The sequence below is a fragment of the Marinitoga okinawensis genome (genome assembly GCF_055387075.1).
The window spans coordinates 719,926-737,707 of record NZ_AP042422.1 but is presented as its reverse complement, the minus strand read 5'-3'; the positions used below and the strand labels follow the sequence as shown (position 1 = coordinate 737,707).

Below are 17,782 nucleotides of genomic sequence, written 5' to 3'. Positions count from 1 at the left end.
CTAGGGACCTACTATAGGCTGGGTCCCGCGCAACGGGAACCCGCGAACCTGGTCAGGCCCGGAAGGGAGCAGCCATAAGCGGTATTTCCTGTGTGCCGCGGGGGTGCCCGGCCATCTTTAATTTAAGGGGGATTCTTATGAAAAAATTGTTATTTATTATTTTCACCTTAATAAGCATTCAATTCTTTTCAATGAATCTAGGGGTTTATTCAAACGGTATTTTTTTAGAGGTTCCTTTTGAAAATATGTCATTGAAAGTAGGGTATCCTACATTTGGTTTTTCTTATAAAAACTATACAGAATTTATATCTTTTGATTTAAAATCTGATTTTAATATGAACAATCCTCAATTAAATAATTATATATCAACAAATTTGGGAATAAAATTTAAAAATTTAAATCTTTATTCTGGATTATGGAATACTTTTTATTCTAATGAAACATTAGATGCAACAATCGCTAAGATAGGAAATTTTGGCTTTTTTACCGGAATTCAAACAAATTTATCAAACTTAGTTATTAATGTATCATTAAACCTTAAAGTTATGAATTGGTTTAAATCTGGAGACATTATAAATTCGTTACCAGCATTTCAAGGAACTTTCGAAGATGCTGTTTTCTTTTCTTTGGGATTAAATTACATTATCCCTTTAAATGATAATAATATAAATGTATTTTTCAATTTCGGAGCAAATTATATAAGTTTCCCAAATGGACTAACCTTATATCAATTTAATAAAAATTATAATTTTGGCGTTCTTTTAACGCTAAATGATTTGATTAATCAGGAGGAATAATATGAGAGATAAAAATGAAAAAATATTTGGTCCTGAAGACCTTATAGACCTTTCTCCAAAACAGGTTATTGAGTTATATAATCAAAATAAACCTGATAAAAAAAGAAAAGAAAAGAAGAATATACAAAGTTTTCAACATTACTACATTGAAAATCCTGAAACAGAATTAACAATTAGAACACATACTTTGAATTTAAAAAACGGACATACATATAACTTTAAAGCCCCATCTGGTGTGTATGGAAAAAAAGGCATAGATAAAGCTACAATTATTTTGTTAGAAAATGCTCTAATCCATGGCAAAAAAATATTGGATATTGGTTGTGGATATGGTGTAATTGGCATCACATTAAAAAAAGAACATCCGGATATAGAAGTTTATATGAGCGATATAAATAAAAGGGCTGTTGAATTCACAAAAATTAATGCAAAAGATAATAATGTGTTCGCTGAAATAAAACAAGGTTTTTTATTTGAACCTTGGAAAGGTTATATATTTGATCAAATTATTTCTAATCCTCCTATAGTTGCTGGGAAAAAAATATGGATGTCATTAATTGAAGAGTCATTAAACCATTTAGCAAAAAACGGAACATTACAGTTAGTTGCCTTTCATAATAAAGGTGGAAGCAGAATTAAAGAATATATGAAAAAAATATACGGAAACGTTGAAGAAATAGCAAAAAAGGGTGGTATAAGAGTTTATAAATCGGTGAAAGAAAAATGATAAAAGCAAAAAATATTTTTTTTGGATACAATGAGAAAATTATTTTTAATGACTTTAGTTTAGAAATTAATTCAAAAAAGCCAATAGGATTAGTCGGATCTAATGGAAGTGGAAAATCAACTTTATTAAGATTATTATGTGGCATTTTAACTCCACAGAAAGGTGACATATACTTATTTAATAAAAAAATTAATTTTAAAAATCCAGATTCTCTTTTATTTTTAAAAAAACATATAGGTTATATATTTCAAAATCCAGAAAATCAAATAGTAGGTGTTACAGTGGAGGAGGATATAGCCTTCGGATTAGAAAACCTAGGATTAGATAGAGTTGAAATGAAAAAAAGAATTAACTGGGCTTTAGAAGTAACCGATTTATTAGGGCTAGAAAAAAAAGACCCTAACACTTTATCCGGAGGTCAAAAACAGCGATTAGCTATTGCTTCAATGATTGCAATGAAACCAGATTTCATTTTAATGGATGAACCAACAACAATGTTAGATCCAGAAGGAAGAGACGATATATACAAAGTTATTAAAAATCTTATAAATATAGACAAAGGTATAATAATAGCTTCCCACCATGCAAATGATTTAGAATTAGTAGATAAAATAATAGCTTTACATAAGGGAAAAATACTATTTTATGATAACAAAGAACATTTTTACGATTGGTCTGAAAACAAAAAATTTAACGTTGAAATTCCATTTGATAAAATAGTTAAAAAATACACTGGAAAAAATTTTAGTGATTTGGAGCGTAGCATATGTCAATAGAGGTTAAAAATTTATCTTATACTTACGCTGAAGGAACTCCTTTCGAAACAATAGCTCTAAAAAATATAAATTGGGAAATTAATGAAGGTTCTTTGTGGTTAGTTTTAGGAAAAACCGGTTCTGGAAAGACAACATTAATTCAAACATTAAATGGTCTCCTAATTCCCAAAAATGGAGATGTTATTGTTGATGATTTATCTATAAAAGACCAAAAAAATGACATAAAAATAATTAGAGAAAAAATTGGTATCGTCTTTCAATATCCCGAAAATCAATTTTTTCTTCCAACAGTATTAGAAGAGCTAATGTATGCTCCTAAAAATTTTAATAAAGATATCTCTTCTAATGATCTAATTAACATATTAAATATAGTTGGTTTAAATAAAAATTTTCTTAACAGAAACCCCTTTAGTTTATCCGGAGGAGAAATGAGAAAAGTCGCTATAGCTTCTATATTATCTTACAATCCTAAATATATTATTTTTGACGAACCAACTGTTGGATTAGATTATGAGGGTCGAAAAAAAATTTGGAAAATAATACATAATCTTATTGATATTGGAAAAACTATTATAATAGTTACACATTGGATAGATGAATTGATTTCTTTCAAACCTAACATATTACATATACAAAATAATGAAATTAGTTATAAGGGAGAATTTGATAATTTCGTACTATTAGGAGAAAATGAATTGAAAAAACGAAGTATTCTTTTCTCAAAAAAACTTAAATTATATTACTGTTCATTAAAAAATAATATAAAGTTAGACAAATTATTTCAATATTGAAAAGATTAAGCGTTGACTAATTAAAAAAATAATGTTATAATACTATCTGTCTTGGGAGGTCGTCTAATGGCAGGACAGCGGACTCTGGATCCGCCGATGGAGGTTCGAATCCTCCCCTCCCAGCCAATAAAGTTAGGTACACGCCTGTAGCTCAATTGGTAGAGCGGCGGTCTCCAAAATCGCAGGCTGGGGGTTCAAGTCCCTCCGGGCGTGCCAGTTTGTAAGTGGGCCATTAGCTCAGCTGGTAGAGCGGCTGACTCTTAATCAGTAGGCCGTGGGTTCGAATCCCGCATGGCCCACCATTGTTTGTTTTTAAAGTAAAGCGGAAGCCACCCAGTAGCTTCCCACCTCGGGCAAAAAGCCGGCAGGGGTTTTGAATAAGGGAAAATACGTGGGTGGAGTGTATTCCACCCATTTTTTATATCATTTTTCAGTTTACTGAAAAAGAACAGGAGGGATAAATATTAGGAAATCAAAAGATACAACGGTAAAAAATGAAGAAATTAAAGTTAGAGAAGTAAGAGTTATTGGAAAAGAGGGAGAACAATTAGGGGTTATGGAAACGAAAAAAGCTCTACAATTAGCTTATCAAGATGGACTCGATTTAGTGTTGGTTGCCCCAAATTCAAATCCTCCAGTGGCGAAGATCATGGATTTTGGAAAGTATAAATATGAAAAAGAGAAAAGAGAAAAAGAGGCAAAGAAAAAACAGAAAAAACAAATATTAAAAGAAATGAAATTCAGATTAAGGATTGACGAACATGATTTTAATACAAAAGTTAGAAGAATAAGATCTTTCCTTGAAGAGGGAAATAAGGTTAGGGTTGTTGTTATGTTTCTAGGTAGAGATATCATGTTTACTGATAAAGGAAAAGAAATATTAAATAAAGTTGTTCAAAACGTTGAAGATATAGCCGAAGTTACAAGAGCACCTAAAATGGCTGGAAGAGATATGGATATGATTCTATCTCCCAAAAAACAATAATAAAAAGGAGGATTAATTATGAAAATTAAAAGACATTCATCATCTACAAAAAGATTTAAAGTTACAGGATCAGGTAGAATAAAAATGAGAAGATCGAACGTCGGGCATAATACTAGAATAAGAGGTAAAAAAAGAATGAAGAGGTTACATCAATATAAAGATATTCCATCAGGATTAAATGACAAAGTTAAAAGATTACTTGGTTTAAAATAATATAACAAATAATGAAAGGAGAGAATATAAATGAGAGTAAAAAGAGCAATTACTGCTAAGAAAAAAAGAAAGAAGTATCTTAAAGCTGCTAAAGGTTATAGAGGAGCTCTTAGCAGAAGATATGTATTAGCAAAACAACAATTCTTCAGATCAGGTGTATACGCTTATGCTGGAAGGAAACAAAAAAAGAGAGATTTCAGAAGATTGTGGATTACCAGAATTAATGCTGCTGCTAGAAATGAAGGTTTAAAATATAACGATTTAATTCATGGATTAAAATTAGCAGGTGTTAACATAAATAGAAAAATGCTATCTGAACTTGCTGTTAATGATTACGAAGCTTTTAAAGAATACGTTAATATTGCAAAAGAAGCTTTATCTAAATAATATTTGAGGCACCTTAAGGTGCCTCAAATATTATTTAAACATATCCAAAACATAAAAATATGATTTTTTTATTTTATCAAAAATATCATATTTGATAGATTCAATATCTATATTTTTTATATTCCATACTTTTGTTTTTATTACCATTAATACGGATTTTTTTATATTCATATCTGGAATTTTATATGAATCTAAAAATATTGGATTATTTTTTATCAAATATTGTTTAGCTATTTTTCCTAATTCTATAGATAAAGTCTTAATATCTAACTCTTCTGGAATATCAAAAACCATGTGTACATCATTTAAAGAATAATAAGTAAATATATCCTTATAATACCATGTATTATAAGATTTCAAAATTAAATCCAACAAATTTTCATCTATTATTCTATGCAAAGATATGTATCTTAAACCTTTTAGCTTTTCTGATAAATAGTATTTTTTTAACATGTATTCATTTCCTTTAGCATAAAAAGTTGGAATAATCAGTGGAGATTGACAAATTGACATACTGATATTTGCATTTGTTTTTTTTAAATATTTTTTCGCTAAATTTTCATATTCTTTTTTTAATATTTCTATTTCATTATTCTCTATCTTTGTTGGATATAAAGAACTCATATATTTAGTAGGTTTTTCTGGGGTCAAAGATAAAAATGCTCTACCAATTTCATCATAAAACAAATTTAAACTAGGAAATTTATTATTAATATCATAAATTGAATAAACTATCAAATGATCATATTCATCAGCCAATTTATCTTTTTTATTATTATAATAATTTATTGCAATATTTTTTAGTTCTTTAAAATCATCTATTTTTATATTCTCAAACAAAATATCACCTCATTTAAATATAGTATTTATTAAATTTAAAAAATCCGTATACAGTATTTCTTTATCATCTGCAGTGTATTTTATAGGCTGAATAGTTTTAGTTTTTATAGTTTTTCTAACATCAAAAATAATTCTAAATTTAGAATATTTCCCAAAATAATAGGCATCACCTTCAAATACAACATTTATTTTACCAAATTCTCTTTGACAATACCATTTAGAATTTGAAAAAAATTGGTCAAAGTAAAAACCTATTTTTTTATCTGGATAACCATAAAAAGAGCTATTTTTTACAATATTAATGCATTCTTGGTCTGTTAAATTTACTTCAAATAGATCTTTGAAGTAAAAAAAATAAATAAATGATAAAGCTATGATTACTGTTATTGTTGCCGTAAAAATTATTATCATTATATATTTTATAGGTGTTTTATTTTTAATATACACCACCTCCAATTATTTTTTCTATAATTTTATAATAAAATCCCTTGAATTATTAACATCTGTAAAGTATAATAATATTAATATATAATAATCGGGAGGTTAAAAATATGGATATAGGAAAAAGGTATACGCCAAATGAAATAGAAACAAAATGGTATAAATTTTGGTTAGATAATGGTTTATTTGAAGCTAAAGATGAAGGAAATGGTAAATTTTCTATGGTCATACCTCCTCCAAATATTACTGGAAAAATACATATGGGCCACGCTTTAAATATCTCTCTACAAGATATTATTACTCGTTTTAATAGAATGCAAGGAAAAGATACTTTATGGCTTCCAGGAGAAGATCATGCTGGTATTGCGACTCAACATGTTGTAGAAAAGTTCTTAATGAAAAGCGAAGGAAAAAGAAAAGAAGATTATGGAAGAGAAGAATTTTTAGAAAAAGTTTGGAAATGGGCTAATGAATATAGAGATCATATAAAAAAACAAATTATGGCTATAGGTGCTTCTGTTGACTGGTCAAAAGAAAGATTTACGCTTGATGAAGGGTTAAATAAAGCTGTTAGAAAGGTTTTTGTAGAATTATACAATGAAGGATTAATTTATAAAGGTAAATATATAGTTAATTGGTGTCCTAGTTGTGGAACAGTTTTATCAGATGAAGAAGTTGAACATAAAGACGAAAAAGGGGCTTTTTATCATATCAAGTATCCTATAAAAGGTGAAAATGATTATATTATTATAGCAACAACAAGGCCTGAGACAATGTTAGGAGATACGGCTATAGCTGTACATCCTTCTGATGAAAGATATGCTGATTATGTTGGAAAAACAGCTATTTTACCTCTTGTTGGAAGAGAAATTCCAATTATAGCTGATAAATATGTAGATCCATCTTTTGGAACTGGTGCATTAAAAGTTACTCCTGCTCACGATCCTAATGATTATTTAATGGGTCAAAGGCATAATCTTGACTCTATTCAAATAATGGATGAATTTGCTAAGATTAATGAAAACGGCGGAAAATATGTTGGTATGGATAGAGAAACTGCAAGAAAGGCTATAGTTGAAGATTTAGAAAAAGAAGGATACTTAGTAAAAATCGAAGAAATGGTACATTCTGTTGGCCATTGTTATAGATGTAATACAGTTGTTGAACCATTCTTGCTTGATCAATGGTTTGTAAAAATGAAACCATTAGCTGAAAAAGCTATAGATGCAGTTGAAAAAGCTGATATAAAATTCTATCCTGGAAGATGGAAAAAAGTTTATCTTAATTGGATGAATGAAATTAGAGATTGGTGTATTTCAAGACAATTATGGTGGGGACATAGAATTCCTGTATGGTATTGTGATGATTGTGGTCATATTAATGTTTCCGAAGAAGATATACACACATGTCAAAAATGTGGTTCCACAAACATTAGGCAAGATGAAGATGTTCTTGATACATGGTTTAGTTCTGCATTATGGCCTTTTTCAACTTTAGGGTGGCCAGAAGATACCGATGAACTTAAAAAATATTATCCTACAGATTTATTGGTAACCGGATTTGATATCATATTCTTCTGGGTAGCAAGAATGATTGTAATGGGAGAAAAGTTTATGAACGATAAACCTTTCTCAGATGTATATATACATCAATTAGTTAGAGATAAACATGGAAGGAAAATGTCCAAATCATTGGGAAATGGTATTGATCCTTTAGAAATTATAGAAAAATTTGGTGCTGATCCTATGAGATTCACTTTAGCAATACTTGCTGCTCAAGGAAGAGATATAAAATTAGATCCTCAAATGTTTGAATCATATTCTAAATTTGCAAATAAAATATGGAATGCTACAAGATTCGTATTATTAAATATGGATGATTTTGAAAAGATTGATTTAAATCCCGAACTTCTTGAATTAGAAGATAAATGGATGTTATCAAAATTGAACAAAACAATAGATAGTGTTACTGAAGCACTTAAAAAATACGAATTCAATATTGCAGCAAGATCATTATATGATTTCTTCTGGAATGAATATTGTGATTGGTATATTGAAGCTGTTAAAAACAGACTAAAATCTGAAAACAAAAAAATAGCTCAAAATGTTTTAGTAAGAGTTCTAGATTCTTCTTTAAGATTATTACATCCTTTTATGCCTTTCTTAACTGAAGAATTGTGGCAAAATTTACCTAAAATAACTGATGAAAAATACTTAATTAAAGCTAAATGGCCTGAATATAATAAAAAATATAATTTTGAAAAAGATGAATTAGAATTTGAGAAAATTAAAGAATTTATTAGAGGTATTAGAAATGTTAAAGCTGAAATAAATATACCTCAAATTAAAAAAGTTGAAATAGCCTATAAAACATTAGGTGATGATTTATGGATTAAAAATAACGAAAAATTAATTAAGGAACTTGCTTTTGTTTCAAACATTGAATCTGTAAATGAAAAACCCGGAAAATCTGCAACTTCATACGTTGATGATTCATTGGAAGCTTATGTTAAACTAGGTGATCTAATTGATATTGATGCTGAAAAAGAAAGATTAAACAAGAAGAAAGATAAGCTGGAAAAAGAATTCTCAAAATATGATAAAAAACTTAATAATGAGAAATTTATGGCAAATGCACCAGAAGACGTTATAGAAGAAGTTAAAGAAAAATATTCTTTTGTAAAAAGTCAAATAGAAAAATTAGAAAAATTATTAGGGGAGTTAAATTAAATGATCACATCTATTAAAGATGCTGTTGATTATATATACGATAGACGTGGTGGAACACGAATTAAATATGGATTAGATAGAATTAAAAAATTATGTGAATTATTGGGAAATCCTCAAAAAGATTTCCCTGTAATTCATATTACAGGAACTAATGGCAAAGGTAGCACATCTAAAGCTATTCATGATATTTTAAAAGCTCACAGTTTCAAAGTTGGCTTATTCACCTCACCACATTTAACTCATATATCCGAAAGAATAAAAATAAATGGTATTCCAATATCTGATAATGATTTTATTGAAACATTGAATGAAATGATTCAATATATTGAAAAAATGGATACAAAAGAAAATCTTAGCCCATCATTCTTTGAAATAATAACAGCATTATCTCTTAAATATTTTTCAAAAATGAGTATTGATGTGGCTGTTATGGAAGTTGGTTTAGGTGGCAGATTAGATGCTACAAATGTTGTTGATTCAGATGTTTCCATAATAACTACTATTCAATATGATCATATGAATTTATTAGGAAATACTTTAGAAGATATTGCCTTTGAAAAATCTGGAATAATTAAAAAGAATAATGACCTAATATTAGGAAAAATAAATCTTTCTGCAAAAAATATTATATACAATAAAGCTAATGAAATAGGTGTGAAAAATATTTATGAATTTGATAAAGACTATACTTTTAAGGATCCTGCATTTTCATTAAATTGGAATTCTATTAATTATGAAAGTGAGAGTAATATAATAAATAATTTAATCTTTAAAGCTAATGGAACTTATCAACCATATAATATTTCTACAGCTATAAAGGCTGTTGAAGCGTTCTTAGAGAGAAAAGAAAAAAAACTTGATATAGAAAAAACAAAAAAAGCATTAAAGAATTTTATTTGGGAAGGTAGATTTGAACTAATAGAGTATAAAAATAAAAATGTTATATTAGAAGGAGCTCATAACATATCCGGAGCGTTAGCTCTAAAAAATTCTATAAAAACTTATATCAAAAATTTCAAAAAAGCTGCTTTAATTGGTATTTTAGATGATAAAGAAATTGAAGGTATGGTTAAATTGTTATCTGGTGAATTTGATTATATAATTGTAACCCAAGTTCCAAACAAACGTTCTACAAATCCAGAAAATGTATATAATCTTTTTAAGCAATATTCAAAGAATGTTGTTTTTATAAAAAATCCAATAGATGCCTTTGATAAATTACTTAAAGTCCCCTATGACTATTATTTTGTAACAGGGTCCTTATATTTAGTTGGTAAAATTAGAGGTTATATGCTTAATTTGGAGGAAATTTAATGATTAGAAAAGTTAGAGGTATAATTGATAAAATATCTGATGATGAAATTATCATTAAAGTTGGAAATTTTTATATAGAAAGTATTCCAACTTATAGAATTATTAAAAATTGTAATGAAAACGATGAATATACTTTTGAATCTATTTTAGAAACAAATGAATGGAATATATCTTTATACTTATTTTACGATGAATTCGAAAGGCACATGTTTATTAATTTAAAAAAAGTTTCTAAATTAGGATCAAAAAGTGCATTAAAAATTTTACAAAATGCTGATGCTGAATCCATCGCAATAATGATTTCCTCAAATGATATAAATGGCTTATCAAAATTACCTGGAATAGGGAAAAAAACTGCTGAAAGAATAATAAATGAATTAAAGAATAATTTTGAAGAATTTATTATTACAAAAGAAACTAATGTTCTAAATGATGCTCTTGAAGCACTTGAAGCATTAGGGTTTGAGAAAAATAAAGTATACAATATATTAAAAGCTATGGATATCGAAAATTTGTCATTAGAAAATATTATTACACAAGCTTTGAAGAAATTGTGATAATATCTTAATTTTAATTAATGAAAATAATGTTAAAATAAGATAGTGATATATCGGGGGTGTATTATGAGAGTTTTAATATTAGCTGCAGGTTTAGGAAAAAGAATGAAATCAAAATATCCAAAAGTTATGCATAAAATCATGAATAAAGAATTGGTAAATTTGGTTATTGAAACTGCAAAAAAGTTAAATCCATCAAAAATAGGTGTTATATTAGGATATAAAAGTGAACTTGTAGAGAAAATTTTACCAACTGATGTTGAAATATATTATCAAGATAAGCAATTAGGAACTGGTCATGCTGTAATGTCTGCAAAAGAATTTTTAAATGATGAAGATATATTAATATTATATGGTGATACCCCATTAATAACTGAAACAACTTTAAAAAACTTAATCAATAAACATAAAGAAACACATGCAGATGCAACAATTCTAACAGCAATATTAGATAATCCATCTGGTTATGGTAGAATTATTAAAGACAAAGATGGAAATTTTATCGACATTGTTGAGGATGCTGATACAAATAATGAACAAAAAAATATAAAAGAAATAAACACTGGCTTTGTTATTTTTAAGGGAAGCAAGTTATTATTTGGATTAGATAAAATTAAACCTAATAATAAACAAGGAGAATATTATTTAACTGATGTTCCTAAACATTTAGATTATGTTGAAACATATTTATTAGAAGACCATTCAGAAGTGTTAGGAATAAATAATCGAATACAATTAGCAGAAGCCGAAAAGATAATGAGAAAAAGAGTTTTAAATAAACTGATGATAAATGGCGTAACTATAATTGATCCAGAAACAACTTATATTTCTCCAAATGTTGAAATAAAACAAGACACTATAATTCATCCAATGACTTTTATTTTTGGAGATACGACAATAGGTGAAGATTGTGAAATTGGGCCAATGACTAAAATTAACAACTGCAAAATTGGTAATAATGTAAAAATAATTCGTTCAGAATGCGAAGAAGCTACTATTGAAAATAATGCTTCAGTTGGACCATTTTCCAGATTAAGAACAGGAACCGTATTAAAAGAAAATGTAAAGATTGGCAATTTTGTTGAAACGAAAAAATCTATTATAAATAAAAATACAAAAGCTCAGCATTTATCGTATTTAGGAGATGCTACAATAGGTGAAAACACAAATATCGGAGCAGGAACAATTACATGTAATTATGATGGAAAAAATAAACATAAAACATTTATTGGTAATAGAGTTTTCGTAGGAAGCAATTCTTCATTAGTTGCTCCATTAAAAATTGAAGATGATGTATTGATTGGTGCAGGTTCGACAATTACAAATGATATACCTAAAGGTAGTTTAGCTCTTGGTAGAGCTAGACAGATTAATAAAGAAAATTGGGTATATCAAAAGAGGGAGAAAGGAGAGTAAAAAAATGCCTTTTTCAATGGCCCACGAAATAAAAATTTTTAGTGGTAATTCTAATCAACCTTTAGCTGAGAAAATAGTTCAATATTTAGGAATTAGATTAAGTGAAGTCGAATTAAAAAGATTTGCTGATGGTGAAGTTAATCTTAGAATTGGTGAAACAGTTAGAGGATTAGATACTTTTGTTATTCAATCAACATCTGCTCCTGTTAATGACAATTTAATGGAGTTATTAATTATGATTGATGCTTTAAAAAGAGCTTCAGCAAATTCTATTGCTGTTGTAATACCTTATTTTGGATATGCTCGTCAAGATAGAAAAGCCCGTGGAAGAGATCCAATATCTGCTAAATTAGTAGCTAATTTATTAACTGTGGCTGGCGCAACGAGAGTTGTTACCATAGATTTACATGCAGAGCAAATACAAGGTTTTTTTGATATCCCTGTTGATAATTTAATGGGATTTCCCGTATTTGTTAATTATTTTAAAAATGAATGCTCTACTTTTGACGAAGATGATTCCGTTGTAGTTTCACCTGATGTTGGTGGTGTAAAAAGGGCTAGAAAATTAGCAGAAAAGTTGAACCTACCTTTAGCTATTTTAGATAAAAGACGTCCTAAAGACAATGTAGCTGAAATAGTAAATATTATTGGTGATGTTGAAGGTAAAACAGCTATAATTTTTGATGATATAATAGATACTGGTGGTTCCTTGGTTGGTGCAGCTGAAATGTTAAAGAAAAAAGGTGCAAAAAGTATAATAGCTTGTGCAACTCATGGAGTTCTTTCCAAAAATGCAAAAGAAAAGTTACAAAATTCAGTAATTGAAAAAATATATGTTACAGATACAATATATCATAATGACTTGCCAGACAAATTTCATATATTATCTGTCGCTTCTTTATTGGGTGAAACAATAGCAAGAATTAAAAATAATTTATCAGTTAGTATTTTATTTAAATAATCAAAATAATTTATTTACATAGGAGGGATTAACATGGCAAAAGTATATAAACTAAAAGCTGTTGAAAGAAAAGAAGGAGAAAAATCAAATCATGTGAAAAAGGAAGGTTTTGTTCCTGCTGTAGTATATGGACCTGGTTTAGAAGGCGATAATATCCATATAAAAGTTTCTTCTGTTGAAACGATTTTACTGCTTGATAAAATTGAAGAAACTACACCTATTCAATTAGAAATTACAAAAGAAAATGGTGAAACTTATAACGTTACTGCTTTCTTAAAAACTGTCCAAAGACATAAAGTTACTGATAAACCTATTCATGCTGATTTTTATGTTCCAGCAGCTGGGCATAAAATGCACCTTAATATTCCTATTGAATTCACTGGTGAAGCTAAAGGTTTATCAAAGGGAGGTATGTTAGAAATACATCTTCACGAATTACCTGTAGAAATTTTGCCAAAAGATATTGTAGAAAAATTTGTTGTTGATATATCAGATTTAGATGTTAATGATCACTTAACAATTAAAGATTTGAACATATCAGAAGAAATTGATGTATTAATAGATCCTGATGAAGTAGTCGTTGCAATTCCTGAAGCAGGAAAAGTTACTGAAGAAGCTGAAGAAGAGGGAGAAGAAGCTGAAGAAGAGGGAGAAGAAGCTTAATCAATGAAAATAATAATAGGTCTAGGAAATCCAGGCCCACGTTATGTTTTTACAAAACATAACGTGGGGTTTTTGGTTGTAGATAGATATTTTGAATTAAATAAAACATTATTTAAAAAAATAGAAAAAAGGACTTTTGAGGGTTATTACAATGATAAGCTAATGCTAATAAAACCGCTTACATACATGAATTTAAGCGGAAAAGTTTTATATGATTTGAAAAATAAAATAAATAATTTAAATGATTTGATTGTAGTGTATGATGATGTCACATTGAATATAGGAAAAATAAGAATTAGGCCTAATGGTTCTGCTGGAGGTCATAACGGTTTAAAATCTATAATATCAGTTTTGCAAAGTTCTGAATTTCCAAGAATTAGAATAGGAATTGGTCCAAAACCAGATTATATTGACTTAGCTAATTATGTTCTTAGTGAATTTTCTAATGACGAAATGTATAAAATTAACAAGGTTATTGATAAAACAATAGAAGCTATTGATTTAATAATTGATAATAAAATAAGTGATGCTATGAATAAATTTAATAATAAAGATTTAATCGGAGATGAATCATTATGATCTGTCAACTTTGTAAAAAAAATGAAGCTGATATTGTTCAAAAATTTGATTATGATGGCATTCAAGAAAATATTGCTTATTGTAATAATTGTATAAAAGAAATTGTTAAATTTCATATACTTCCATTAAACACAAAAAGTTTAAAAATTTATAATACAAAAACATTTTTTAAAAATATATATAATACAAAAAGTGAAAATATTGAGTTTAAAAACATCAAAAGCAAAGTTCTTATTGAACAACCGGTTTTTATAAAAAAAATTCTATTTAAAAGTGATGATAATTCTAAAGTAAGAGATACACAATTTATAATAAAAAGAGGTTTAAATTTTTGGAAAAATGAATATGAAAAAGCAAAAAATGATAAAGACTTAGAAAGAATGAAAGCAATCGAAAATATAATCAATAATATAAAAAAATTATTATAAAAATCTGGCTATTAATTTAGCCAGATTTTTTACTTATTATGATATAATATTTCTATAAATTGGAAGGGAGGGTTTTAATGTATATTTTAAATCTAAGTGGAGTCATTTTTGGATTAATCGGTATTATATTTACAGTTTTTCTTACATTCAAGGTATTAGAAAATTCTCCAGGAAATGAAAAAATGCAAAAAATTTCCGGAGCAATACAGTCAGGGGCTAAAGCTTTTTTAATTTCTGAATACAAAATTTTATACGTTATAGTCATTATTATCTTTTTACTATTAGGTATTTTTAACGGATGGAAAATGGCATTTTCTTTTTTCTTAGGTTCAACTTTATCTGTAGCAGCTGGTTTTTTTGGAATGAGTATTGCAACAAAAACTAACACAAGAACAGCTCAAGGCGCTATAGAATCATTAAATAAAGGATTAAAAATAGCATTTAATGGTGGGGCTGTAATGGGAATGACTGTTGCATCATTAGGTTTATTTGGTTTAGGTCTAGTATATTATTTAACAAATGGTGATACAATTTCAATGAGCGGTTATGCTATGGGAGCATCTTTAGTTGCACTTTTTGCTAGAGTTGGTGGTGGAATATTTACAAAAGCTGCTGATGTCGGCGCTGACTTAGTTGGAAAAACAGAAGCTGGCATTCCAGAAGATGACCCAAGAAATCCTGCAGTTATTGCTGATAATGTTGGAGACAACGTTGGAGATGTTGCTGGAATGGGAGCTGACTTGTACGAATCATTTGTTGGTTCTATATTTTCCGCTTCCGCTTTAGGTGTTTTATCCTATAATGAAAATGGTGCTGTATTTCCTTTTTTAGTCACTTCAATTGGTATCTTATCTGCAATAATAGGTATCTTAATTTTTAATTTAAATGTTAAAAATAAAGAAAATGTAGATCCTTCAAAAGCTTTACATTTTGGAACTTATATTGCAAATAGTTTAACACTATTAGGTGCGCTATTTCTTTCTTTAATAATATTAAAGAGTATATATCCTTTTATTGTAATATTTTTCGGTATGCTTGTTGGAATGATAATAGGTAATATAACCGAATATTATACTGCTAAATCTCCTATAAAACATCTTGCAAAAAGTGCAGAAAGTGGTGCTGCTCCATTATTGATTAATGGAATGGCTATAGGAATGGAATCCACTGCTATACCTGTCATCTTAATATCAATAGCAACGATAGTATCTTATTATTTAATGGGGTTATTTGGTATTGCTTTAGCTGGTGTTGGAATGTTATCTACACTCGGTATAACTTTAGCTATTGATGCGTATGGCCCAATAGCTGATAACGCTGGTGGAATTGCTCAAATGGCTGAATTAAAGCCTTACGTGAGAGAACGTACGGATCAATTAGATGCCGTTGGGAATACAACAGCCGCTATTGGTAAAGGATTTGCTATAGGTTCAGCTGCACTTACCGCATTAGCATTGTTTGCATCCTATACTAAAGTTACAAATTTAAGTATTATAGATTTATCAAAATCTCAAGTTTTCATAGGTGCATTAATAGGTGGAATGCTTCCATTTTTATTTTCATCAATGGCAATGAAAGCTGTTGGAGATGCAGCTGAAATTATGGTTACCGAAGTAAGAAGGCAATTCAAAGAAATCGTAGGTCTAATGGAAGGTAAAGCTGATCCAGATTATAAATCTTGTGTTGCAATAGCAACTAAAGGTGCATTAAGAAAAATGATTATGCCTTCTTTACTAGCTGTATTCATGCCCATTATAATGTTCTTTATACTTGGAAAAGAATCAGTAGCTGGAATGCTTGTTGGTACCACAGTATCAGGAGTTATGTTAGCAATTTTCATGGCTAATTCTGGAGGTGCTTGGGACAATGCAAAAAAATATATAGAAGAAGGTAATTATGGTGGAAAAGGTTCTTTTGCTCATAAAGCTTCTGTTATAGGTGATACCGTTGGTGATCCTTTTAAAGATACAGCGGGTCCTGCAATTAATATATTAATAAAACTCATGTCTATTGTCTCAATTGTTGTAATACCTATATTAATAAAATTATTCAAATAAGGAGGGGTTTTATGAAAAGAATTGCTGTTTTGAATGTTGGTGGAGATTGTCCTGGATTAAACAGTGCTATTAGAGCTTTAATTAGAAAATCTGCAATTGAAGATATTGAAGTGCTAGGAGTTTACGATGGGTTCAAAGGTTTTATTGAAGATAGAGTATTCGTAATGACTAAAGAACATGTTTCTGGTATTTTAGAACGTGGTGGAACAATATTAGGTTCTTCAAAATTTGATCCAACTAAAAATCCAGATGATTTTAAAAAATTAAAAGAAAATTTCGAAAAATATCAAATTACTGCATTTGTTATAATGAGCGGACACACCGGTACACAAATCGCCTTAAAGATTTCTAATGATGGTATGCCTTCAATTGTAATACCTGCAACAATTGATAATGATTTGCCATGGACAGATTTTAGCATAGGATTTTTTACCGCTTTAGAAACTGTAACAAAAACTTTAGATGCATTACACTCAACAGCAAGTGCTGGACATAGAGTTATAGTTGTTGAAGTGGGAGGAGATGAAGCTGGTTGGTTAGCAACATTAGGTGGTCTTACGGGTGGAGCTGATTATATTTTAATACCAGAAATTAAATTTGATTCGGATGATTTAATAAAAAACATTAAAAAAAGATATAATGAGGGTAAAAAATTTTCTATTGTAGTTGTGCAAGAAAAATGTTCTTTACCTGAAATTTCAAAAGGAAATTCTCCATCTGAAATAATATCTAATTTTATTAAAGAAAACATTGATAACGTTGAATGTAAAAACGTCAATTTAGGGTATATGCAAAGAGGAGGAACTCCTGTTTCTTTTGATAGATTAATTGCCACAATGTTTTCTACAAAAGCTATTGAATATATAAAGAAAGGTAAAGTTAATATTGCATTATCTTTAAAAGGATTTGATATACATGAAGTTCCTTTTACTCAAGAACTTTTAAAAAACAAAGAAATTGATCCAAAAATATACGAAATGGCTAAACTATTTTTTTAAAGAAATTTTAACAGAGCCCGAAAGGGCTTTTTTTATTACATTATAAAAAAGTTAATAAATATTGTCTTATTTTAATAAATGCTATGAAAAATATTTCATACTTGACAACAATATTAAAATATA

The 17,782-nt window shown here is 28.5% G+C and carries 19 protein-coding genes, 3 tRNA genes and 1 other RNA gene; 21 read left to right on the top strand and 2 right to left on the bottom strand.

Annotation, left to right across the window (positions count from 1 at the left end; translation table 11 throughout):
* The first annotated feature begins 16 nt into the window (after positions 1-16).
* The 11 genes from ffs to rplT all read left to right on the top strand — a co-directional run bounded on the left by ffs (position 17) and on the right by rplT (position 4,676).
* An RNA gene (gene ffs, locus ACZ5CK_RS03680) (signal recognition particle sRNA small type) lies at positions 17-116 on the top strand.
* 21 nt (positions 117-137) lie between these two features.
* Complete coding sequence (locus ACZ5CK_RS03675) at positions 138-797, top strand: hypothetical protein (RefSeq protein ID WP_464582549.1); 660 nt, start codon at positions 138-140, stop codon at positions 795-797.
* 1 nt (position 798) lies between these two features.
* Positions 799-1,524: a class I SAM-dependent methyltransferase gene (locus tag ACZ5CK_RS03670; RefSeq protein ID WP_464582548.1), complete on the top strand. Its 726-nt coding sequence runs from the start codon at positions 799-801 to the stop codon at positions 1,522-1,524.
* On the top strand, positions 1,521-2,300 hold the full coding sequence (locus ACZ5CK_RS03665) for an energy-coupling factor ABC transporter ATP-binding protein (RefSeq protein WP_464582547.1): 780 nt from the start codon (positions 1,521-1,523) through the stop codon (positions 2,298-2,300). The genes ACZ5CK_RS03670 and ACZ5CK_RS03665 overlap by 4 nt, the downstream gene beginning before the upstream one ends.
* Positions 2,291-3,091 carry an ATP-binding cassette domain-containing protein gene (locus ACZ5CK_RS03660; protein ID WP_464582546.1) on the top strand — a complete coding sequence of 267 codons (801 nt, stop codon included), beginning with the start codon at positions 2,291-2,293 and terminating at the stop codon, positions 3,089-3,091. The genes ACZ5CK_RS03665 and ACZ5CK_RS03660 overlap by 10 nt, the downstream gene beginning before the upstream one ends.
* A gap of 52 nt (positions 3,092-3,143) precedes the next feature.
* Positions 3,144-3,217 (top strand) — tRNA-Gln (locus ACZ5CK_RS03655).
* A gap of 14 nt (positions 3,218-3,231) precedes the next feature.
* Positions 3,232-3,307: transfer RNA gene (locus ACZ5CK_RS03650), tRNA-Trp, on the top strand.
* Positions 3,308-3,317: 10 nt separating this feature from the next.
* Positions 3,318-3,393, top strand: a tRNA-Lys gene (locus ACZ5CK_RS03645).
* A gap of 161 nt (positions 3,394-3,554) precedes the next feature.
* Positions 3,555-4,076, top strand: a complete 522-nt coding sequence (gene infC / locus ACZ5CK_RS03640; RefSeq protein WP_464582948.1) for a translation initiation factor IF-3 — start codon at positions 3,555-3,557, stop codon at positions 4,074-4,076.
* An 18-nt stretch (positions 4,077-4,094) separates the two neighbouring features.
* Entirely contained in the window at positions 4,095-4,289 is a 195-nt protein-coding gene (locus ACZ5CK_RS03635) for a large ribosomal subunit protein bL35 (protein ID WP_464582545.1), read from the top strand.
* Between the two features lie 30 nt (positions 4,290-4,319).
* On the top strand, positions 4,320-4,676 hold the full coding sequence (gene rplT, locus ACZ5CK_RS03630) for a 50S ribosomal protein L20 (protein ID WP_464582544.1): 357 nt from the start codon (positions 4,320-4,322) through the stop codon (positions 4,674-4,676).
* Between the two features lie 30 nt (positions 4,677-4,706).
* Here the strand turns inward: rplT and ACZ5CK_RS03625 are convergent, their stop codons facing one another.
* Complete coding sequence (locus ACZ5CK_RS03625; protein ID WP_464582543.1) at positions 4,707-5,516, bottom strand: DUF4895 domain-containing protein; 810 nt, start codon at positions 5,514-5,516, stop codon at positions 4,707-4,709.
* A 9-nt stretch (positions 5,517-5,525) separates the two neighbouring features.
* Positions 5,526-5,963 (bottom strand): hypothetical protein, encoded by a 438-nt coding sequence (locus ACZ5CK_RS03620; RefSeq protein ID WP_464582542.1) that lies wholly within the window; start codon positions 5,961-5,963, stop codon positions 5,526-5,528.
* 104 nt (positions 5,964-6,067) lie between these two features.
* Here ACZ5CK_RS03620 and ACZ5CK_RS03615 point away from each other — a divergent pair, with 104 nt between their 5' ends.
* The 10 genes from ACZ5CK_RS03615 to ACZ5CK_RS03570 all read left to right on the top strand — a co-directional run bounded on the left by ACZ5CK_RS03615 (position 6,068) and on the right by ACZ5CK_RS03570 (position 17,659).
* Positions 6,068-8,686 (top strand): valine--tRNA ligase, encoded by a 2,619-nt coding sequence (locus tag ACZ5CK_RS03615; RefSeq protein ID WP_464582541.1) that lies wholly within the window; start codon positions 6,068-6,070, stop codon positions 8,684-8,686.
* Entirely contained in the window at positions 8,687-10,000 is a 1,314-nt protein-coding gene (locus ACZ5CK_RS03610; RefSeq protein WP_464582540.1) for a bifunctional folylpolyglutamate synthase/dihydrofolate synthase, read from the top strand.
* Positions 10,000-10,557, top strand: a complete 558-nt coding sequence (gene ruvA, locus ACZ5CK_RS03605; RefSeq protein ID WP_464582538.1) for a Holliday junction branch migration protein RuvA — start codon at positions 10,000-10,002, stop codon at positions 10,555-10,557. The genes ACZ5CK_RS03610 and ruvA overlap by 1 nt, the downstream gene beginning before the upstream one ends.
* Positions 10,558-10,623: 66 nt before the next feature.
* On the top strand, positions 10,624-11,973 hold the full coding sequence (glmU, locus tag ACZ5CK_RS03600; RefSeq protein ID WP_464582537.1) for a bifunctional UDP-N-acetylglucosamine diphosphorylase/glucosamine-1-phosphate N-acetyltransferase GlmU: 1,350 nt from the start codon (positions 10,624-10,626) through the stop codon (positions 11,971-11,973).
* Positions 11,974-11,977: 4 nt separating this feature from the next.
* Positions 11,978-12,934 (top strand): ribose-phosphate pyrophosphokinase, encoded by a 957-nt coding sequence (locus ACZ5CK_RS03595; protein ID WP_464582536.1) that lies wholly within the window; start codon positions 11,978-11,980, stop codon positions 12,932-12,934.
* Positions 12,935-12,967: 33 nt separating this feature from the next.
* Complete coding sequence (locus ACZ5CK_RS03590) at positions 12,968-13,597, top strand: 50S ribosomal protein L25 (protein WP_464582535.1); 630 nt, start codon at positions 12,968-12,970, stop codon at positions 13,595-13,597.
* A gap of 3 nt (positions 13,598-13,600) precedes the next feature.
* Positions 13,601-14,176, top strand: coding sequence for an aminoacyl-tRNA hydrolase (gene pth / locus ACZ5CK_RS03585; protein WP_464582534.1), 576 nt, complete (start codon positions 13,601-13,603; stop codon positions 14,174-14,176).
* Positions 14,173-14,604: a hypothetical protein gene (locus ACZ5CK_RS03580; protein ID WP_464582533.1), complete on the top strand. Its 432-nt coding sequence runs from the start codon at positions 14,173-14,175 to the stop codon at positions 14,602-14,604. Before pth ends, ACZ5CK_RS03580 begins: the two co-directional genes overlap by 4 nt.
* A 77-nt stretch (positions 14,605-14,681) precedes the next feature.
* A complete protein-coding gene (locus ACZ5CK_RS03575; protein ID WP_464582531.1) occupies positions 14,682-16,661 on the top strand; it encodes a sodium-translocating pyrophosphatase in 1,980 nt (659 codons plus the stop codon).
* Positions 16,662-16,672: 11 nt separating this feature from the next.
* Positions 16,673-17,659, top strand: coding sequence for a 6-phosphofructokinase (locus tag ACZ5CK_RS03570; protein WP_464582530.1), 987 nt, complete (start codon positions 16,673-16,675; stop codon positions 17,657-17,659).
* Positions 17,660-17,782 lie beyond the last annotated feature (123 nt).